The following is a 6,591-nucleotide window of genomic DNA, read 5'->3' as shown; positions in this document are numbered from 1 at the left end:
AGCCGGGATCGAACGAGACCCAAAAAGTTAGAGCGCTCCGGGTTCGCCCGGGGCGCTTTTTGTTTGTGGCAAATGCGGAGCGGGCACCGAGGAGGGTTCGGGGCGTTGGAATATGATCTGGCTGAACAGCCTGTGCAGGAGCTTCTCTGATGACGCATGTTTCGATACCGCGCCCGATACCTGTCCGTCCGCACCGTAAGCGGATCGCTCTGTCTGCACTTGCGGGTGCCGTTGTGTTGGCCGGTTGCGCCTATAACGACACTCTGGGGCGTAACCAGCTGGTGATCATGGATGACAGCGCGCTTATTCAGGCGTCGCAGTCCGCATGGAATCAGGCGCTGCAGACCCAGAAGGTTTCCAATGACCGCGCCATGAACGAGCGCGTGCGCCGTGTCGGCGACCGGTTGGTGCAGGCGGCGGGTTTACAGAATCGCAACTGGACCTATGCAGTGTTCGATGATGCGACGCCAAATGCCTTCGTGCTGCCATCGGGACATATGGGCGTCACGACAGGCCTGCTTCGTCTGGTGCGCAATGACGACCAGCTGGCAACCGTTATTGGCCACGAGATCGCCCACGTGGTCGGCCGTCACGCCGCAGAGCGCAGCAGCACCAGCAGCCTGACCCAGTTGGCTCTAGGAGCCATACAGAGCGGGGCAGGGGACTATGCGCAGGCTGTAGGTGGTTTGGGTGGTATTGGTGCGCAACTGGGCATCCTGTTGCCCTTTTCGCGCAAGCACGAACTGGAAGCGGATCGCCTTGGCGTAGACTACATGGTGCGCGCAGGCTATCGGGCCAGCGAATCTATCGCGCTGTGGCAATTGATGGCTGCAGCACAGAATCGGGCAGGGCAGCCGGAGTTTGCGTCGACCCACCCGTCGGACCAGACCCGTATTGCGGCTCTGGAGGCCTATATTGCCGAGCGCGGCTACTGAATTGCAGCGATAACAAAGAAATAGATGCGTTTGATGAAAAGTTCTCTTGAATCAAACGCTGGGGCTCGCTAGAGAAACCGCCTTGCAGCGATGTGCAGCCTTAGCTCAGTTGGTTAGAGCGCCGGTTTGTGGAGCCGGAGGTCCTCAGTTCAAACCTGAGAGGCTGTACCATTCCACCGCTTCAGGGCGGTGATGCGATCAAGGGACCGGATGCTGGCTTGCCACATCCGGTCCTTTTGCGTTTGAGCCTATTCTTCCAAAGCCTGTTGGGGTTTGCGCTGTGGCAACAGGCGCGCCAGTGCCGAACGGATCGGCGTCGGGGCTGCGACACCCGTTGGAGCTTCTGCCGCAGGTGTAAACGGTTTGGGCACGGGCCGGCGCAGATCGGCTATCGGCCTGTCCAGATCTGCCAGAGCCGTCTCTGCGGCTCTCTGGCCGGACAGCACACCCGCCTCGAAGGCTTTCCATTCGCGGATATCGACGCCTTCGGGCCGGGGTAGGATCAGGACATCGGTTTCGGCCCGCGCCTCGGCCAGTTCGGCACTGGTGGACAAGGTGGCGGAGCGCATCAGGATGGAGACGATCGGCGGCCCCTGTTTCCAAGCGCCGGACATGATCCAGCGCCACCACGAGGGCGGGTTTTCCAACTGCTCGGCATTGACCCCGCGTGTTTGCGAAACATCGCTGCCGATCATAGGACCGCGATTATAGCGGCGCATGATATCGCTGGGGAAGTTCCTCAGCACCGCCCCGTCCACCAGCACCTGTCCATTATGAACAAAGGGCGGGATGAGGCCGGGAATGGCCACTGTCGCCCTCAGGGCATGCCTTAGAAGCCCCTCGCGGTGCACTTCCACCTGTCCGGTCGTCAGATTGGCCGAGACGGCAAAAAAGGGCAGGGCCATGTCCTCGATGCTATCATCACCAAAGGTCGTGTTCAAAAGCCGCGACAGCTTGCCTGCCCGCGTTAGAGCAATCAGCGGCAGGGCGATATCGGACAGAGGGTCGCTATGGACGAAAACGTCCTTGATGTGTTTCTCGACCTGTTCCTGTGTCCAGCCGAGGGCAGGACCGGCACCGATCAGTGCGCCCATGGACGAGCCACCGATGAAATCGACAGGAATATTGGCCGCTTTGAGTGTTCTGAGGACGCCGATATGGGCATAGGCCCGTGCGCCACCGCCTGACAGGACCAGACCGACAGACGCCCCTGTCAGAACGCGGCCAATACGTTCGGCGTCGGCGGGCTCGTTCTCGACACAGTGGAACCAGCGGCCGGGTTTCATCTCTCTGAGCCATGGCTGGCAGGTTGAGCGGACGGAAAGCGGCTGTTCCGACAGAAGGATCAGGTCGGTTAGTTGATGGACCAGTTCGCTGTCGCCATTGCGACGCGCGGGATCGGGCGGCGGGCTGTTGTCGGGATCGCCGACAATGAAAAGACGGTCCACCTGACGGGCGCACAGATTGGCCCATAAGGGATCACCGGCCTCGGCGACATAAAGTACGAAATCGTGACTGTCCTCGACGCGGGCAAACCAGTCCACGGCGCGGGTCATGGCATCGCGGTCGATGATGAGGGCGCGATAGCCCTGTGCCTCTACAGCCGTGTGAACGGCTTCGACGAACGAGCGGATCGGCTGGTTGCGGGCCGATACAAAGCCGAAAACTGTGGGGGCATCATTGGCCCCTTTCTGGCGGGCGCGGCGGATCATAACCCGTGCCACATCGGCCATCAGATCGGGGTAGTGGCGGATAATCTCGAAGAAGGCCTCGCGGGGCAGGGCGATGATTTCACTGTCACGCAGGGCCACGACATTGGAGGTGTGGGTGGTGTCGGCCAGCATAGCCATTTCACCGACAGGGGTGCCGGGGTGGACGACGCCGATAAATTCGGGCGGCTGGCCTTCACGCGGCGTAAAAACACCCAGACGACCTGATTGCAGCACATAGAAGGTATCGGCCGGATCGCCTTCGGAGAACAGGCGGTCGCCTTCGGTCAGAGCAAACCAACTGGCCCTTGGATCAAGATTGTCAGCCAGAATGCGCGCCAGTGTGACGTCCAGCGTATCCGGTGTCGTGGCGGCTTCGAAATGTGATCCGGTTGACGTCACAGGCGTAAAAACCTTTTCTAATTCGCGGGTTTTCGGCAACCCGAAGTCAGCCTAGACCTTTTATCTGAAGCGAACATTGTTGTGGGATGATTTATGAAAATCGATCTGTTGCGGTCTGTGGCCGTCATCATGGCCGCAGGGCTGGTATCGGCCTGTGGTCAGGGCGACCCCGATGCGAGCGCGGCACAAGCACCGGAACTGGCCCAGAGCCATGGTGCCGACGTGGCCGCCGTGGCGACATCCGGCCAAGAGGCTTCGGCTCCGGTTTCGGCTGCCGAAGAGGCGGCGGCGGGCGGACCCGCAGTTGCGGCGTTCCCGGCGGCCTTTCGTGGCAACTGGGATTATAACGAGAACGGCTGCGGGGCTGGCGAGAGCGGTACGCGTTTCATGATCACCGCAAACGAGGTCAAAGGCTATGAGGACACCTCCACGCTTCAGGCCATCGAGATCATTGATGATCTGACGGTGCGGGTGGTGATGGAAAACGAGTCTTCGGACGGCACCGAGGTTCTGGCCCAGACATGGCGCCTGTCGCCGGTGGCGGGCATCAACCTGCGTATGGAAACGGGTGGTAAAACCATTCGCGCCCTGCGCTGCGATCCTGTCTAATGGGGCAAATCCAGATTTAACGGACTTGATTCATGTCAGACCCCCACGATCCGTCTAACGATCTTCCCAGCGAAGAAGATCTGAACGCCTTCGACATCACCGATGCCGAGGCCGCCGAGATCAATCGCATGGTTCACCCTCTGGTGGCCGAAGCCGCGCCGGATGCCGATACCGATCTGGTGCTGATCGAAAGCCTGCCGTCGGGTGTGGTGTTCATCACCATCAACCGCCCGCACAAGAAGAACGCCTTCAATCCCGAGGTGATTGCGGGCCTCTATGAGGCCTTCGAGACCCTGCACGGGGCCGACCATGTGCGCGTGGTCTTTATCCGTGGCGCGGGCGGTACCTTCTGTGCGGGTGCAGATCTGGGCTGGATGCGCGATGCAGCGGGCTGGACCGAAAGCGAGAACCGTGAAGACGCCATGGGTCTGGCCAAGATGCTCAAGGCGCTGCACGAGGTTCCAGCCCTGACGGTGGCGCTGGTCGAGGGTGCAGCCATGGGCGGCGGTGCTGGCCTTGTGGCCGCCTGCGACATGGCTGTGGCCGTGGAAGATGCCCGCTTTGCTTTCTCGGAAGTGAAGCTGGGTCTTATTCCGGCAACCATCGCGCCTTACGTCATCGAGGCTATCGGTGCGCGTCGCGCCCGCCAGTTGTTCCTGACAGCCAATATCTTTGACGCCGACTATGCCGCCCATGCCGGTCTGATCGACATGGTCGTGCCGTCCGAACACATGGACGAGTTCATCTCGATGATGGTCGACAGCCTCAGCGCCAATGCGCCGGGTGCGATGGGCGATGCCAAGCGTCTGGTGAATGACGTCGTGGGTCAGGACATCGACAGCCGCCTTCTGGAAGACACCGCCAAACGTATTGCGCGGGCGCGTGTGTCCAAGGAAGGGCAGGAGGGCGTGAAGGCCTTCCTCGACAAGCGTTCGCCCTACTGGGCCGAATAAGCCTGTTGCATGCAGATATGGAAAAGGGGGCCAACCGGCCCCCTTTTTTATTAGCTGATCCCGAGGATCCAGCCTTCTTCGTTTTCGACCTTGTCGATGGTCTTGGCCGAGGCCTTGGCCGGAGGGGCAAAGGCTTTTTGAAGCTTGCCCTCGTCGTCCATCACGGCAAAGGCTTCGGCGGCGGTGCGGACTTCGGACTGGGTCTTGTATTCCTTTACGCCGTCAGCGTTTTCCAGACGGGTCGCCTTGAACATGGCAGGCAGGACCTCGACCACCAGGGTCGATAGCGGGGCAAGGTCATCCTCGCCCAGTTCGCGCCAGCCGGTACCGAACGGCCAGATCGCCGCCGAGGTGCCCAGCTTGTCCATCAGGCGGCGCAGCATGGGCACGCCCACCAGTGTCAGGCCACCGATGGCACCGGCACCGTGCATCTGCCACACGCTCTTGGCGGGCAGCTTTTTCTTGAGGCCGGCTTCTTCGGTCAGACGGAATTCGGGAATATCGTCGGCCACACCCTCGGGCGGCTTGGTCGAGGTCAACCAGCGCTGGGCCTGCGAGGCAGGCGCGCCCCAGAACGGCCACGGCTGGTCCGTCATCAGGCGGTTCATCTTGGCGGCGACCTGATAGCGGTTATTGGTATTGTCAGCCTTGTCGACAATATTGGCCGACAGGAACTTGCCCATAGCTTCCCACGGGCGACCTTCCAGCTTGAGCAGGGCCGAGGTACCGGCAGGGAAGCCGAAATCGAAATCAAGGCCCAGCATCACGCGGTCGCCGCGCTTGCGGTGTTCGGTCAGCAGGGTTTCCAGCAGGGCCTCGCCCTCTGCGCGCGTGGCGACATTGTGGGTCTCGGTATAGAGACGGAAGCGCACATCGCGCTTGGCTACGCCGATCCACAGGGTCTGGTCGCCGAGCTTTTTACCTTCGGCGGCGGTCCATTTGGCGATGATGTAAGAGTCGAACAATCGGGCCACTTTGGGCTCCATTGATAATAGTCGTTGAAGTGTTGCCACTATTTCTAGTGGCGCGTTATGGCGCGGGAAGGGCAGTTATGCCGTTGCCGCCGCTTGAATATGGGCCAACCAGCGACGGGCTAAACGTAGCCCTTCATTAGCTGACCCTGTCTGGCGTGGGCCAGACACCATCTGCCCCGCGGGGGCGGTATCGGGTAAGGGTGCGGACCAGTTGGCCCGCCAAAGACTGACTTCGAACTCGGGGCAGTGCGGGTCACGGAACATCAGGCGCAGGATGACGCTTTCGGCATCCTCGACCAGAACCTCCAGATCCTTGCGGCCCAGATGGCGGCGGACACGTCCGACCACATGGCCATCGACGATGACCTCTGCGCCTTCGATTTCCTCGAAGTCGAATACCAGACCGATCGCCCCGCGATCCCACAGGACGGCCAGTTGTTTGTTCTCCAGATCAAGCCCGGCAGCCTTGCCTTCGGAAGGGGCGATGGCATGCATATCCGGCCCCCTTGAAAGGGCAGATTTCATAGCTCTGCGCAGTCGCCGCTCGGATTCCATCCACCACGATAAAAACAGGAAGGTCGTGGTCGCAAAGGCGGCGATCAGGGCGACCAGCAATATGGCCCTGAACGTCTCCTCCATGGCTTATCCCTCCAGATCAAGATCCACGACCACAGGAACGTGGTCGCTAGGCTTTTCCATATCGCGAGCGTCGCGGTGGGTTTCAATCCCGCGGAACCGGTCGGCGGCTTGTGCAGAGAGTAGGGCGTAATCGATGCGGATACCATTGTTCCGCTGCCACGCCCCTGCCTGATAGTCCCAGAAGGTGTAGGTGCCCTTGGGTTCCTTGCCCAGTTCGTGAGCGTCGCTGAAGCCCAGCCATTTAAGGCCGTTCATAGCCGCGCGGGTTTCGGGCTGGAACAGGGCATCATTGACCCAGGCTTCCGGCTTGGCGGCATCTTCCGGCATCAGGATGCAGTTATAGTCCCCGCACAGTGCCAGCGGTTCCTCA

General features: G+C 61.0%; 7 protein-coding genes and 1 tRNA gene. 4 read left to right on the top strand and 4 right to left on the bottom strand.

All coding sequences use genetic code 11. The annotated features are described in order from the left end of the window. Window positions 1-149: 149 nt before the first annotated feature. Together RSB01_RS12840 and RSB01_RS12835 are read left to right on the top strand one after the other, a co-directional pair. Window positions 150-935 (top strand): M48 family metallopeptidase, encoded by a 786-nt coding sequence (locus RSB01_RS12840; RefSeq protein ID WP_332620141.1) that lies wholly within the window; start codon window positions 150-152, stop codon window positions 933-935. A gap of 94 nt (window positions 936-1,029) precedes the next feature. Further along, window positions 1,030-1,106 (top strand) — tRNA-His (locus tag RSB01_RS12835). A gap of 77 nt (window positions 1,107-1,183) precedes the next feature. On the opposite strand, the gene RSB01_RS12830 is transcribed toward RSB01_RS12835, so the two are convergent. Continuing rightward, on the bottom strand, window positions 1,184-3,046 hold the full coding sequence (locus RSB01_RS12830) for a patatin-like phospholipase family protein (protein ID WP_332620143.1): 1,863 nt from the start codon (window positions 3,044-3,046) through the stop codon (window positions 1,184-1,186). A gap of 93 nt (window positions 3,047-3,139) precedes the next feature. On the opposite strand from RSB01_RS12830, the gene RSB01_RS12825 reads away from it, so the two are divergent. Next, window positions 3,140-3,655 carry a hypothetical protein gene (locus tag RSB01_RS12825; RefSeq protein WP_332591570.1) on the top strand — a complete coding sequence of 172 codons (516 nt, stop codon included), beginning with the start codon at window positions 3,140-3,142 and terminating at the stop codon, window positions 3,653-3,655. A 32-nt stretch (window positions 3,656-3,687) separates the two neighbouring features. After that, window positions 3,688-4,608: an enoyl-CoA hydratase-related protein gene (locus RSB01_RS12820; RefSeq protein ID WP_332591571.1), complete on the top strand. Its 921-nt coding sequence runs from the start codon at window positions 3,688-3,690 to the stop codon at window positions 4,606-4,608. 50 nt (window positions 4,609-4,658) lie between these two features. Here the strand turns inward: RSB01_RS12820 and RSB01_RS12815 are convergent, their stop codons facing one another. From RSB01_RS12815 to RSB01_RS12805, 3 genes are all read right to left on the bottom strand, one after another. Further along, window positions 4,659-5,582: a cobalamin biosynthesis protein CbiG gene (locus RSB01_RS12815; RefSeq protein WP_332591572.1), complete on the bottom strand. Its 924-nt coding sequence runs from the start codon at window positions 5,580-5,582 to the stop codon at window positions 4,659-4,661. A 75-nt stretch (window positions 5,583-5,657) separates the two neighbouring features. Further along, on the bottom strand, window positions 5,658-6,221 hold the full coding sequence (locus RSB01_RS12810) for a hypothetical protein (protein ID WP_332591573.1): 564 nt from the start codon (window positions 6,219-6,221) through the stop codon (window positions 5,658-5,660). Window positions 6,222-6,224: 3 nt separating this feature from the next. Beyond that, window positions 6,225-6,591 (bottom strand): endonuclease/exonuclease/phosphatase family protein (locus tag RSB01_RS12805; RefSeq protein ID WP_332625603.1); only part of this gene is annotated, 367 nt, incomplete at its 5' end.

Source organism: Brevundimonas sp. (assembly GCF_036659295.1).
In the GTDB taxonomy this organism is placed as follows: Bacteria; Pseudomonadota; Alphaproteobacteria; order Caulobacterales; family Caulobacteraceae; genus Brevundimonas.
Note: the sequence above shows the minus strand (reverse complement) of the source record. Positions and strands in the feature narration are given on the sequence as shown.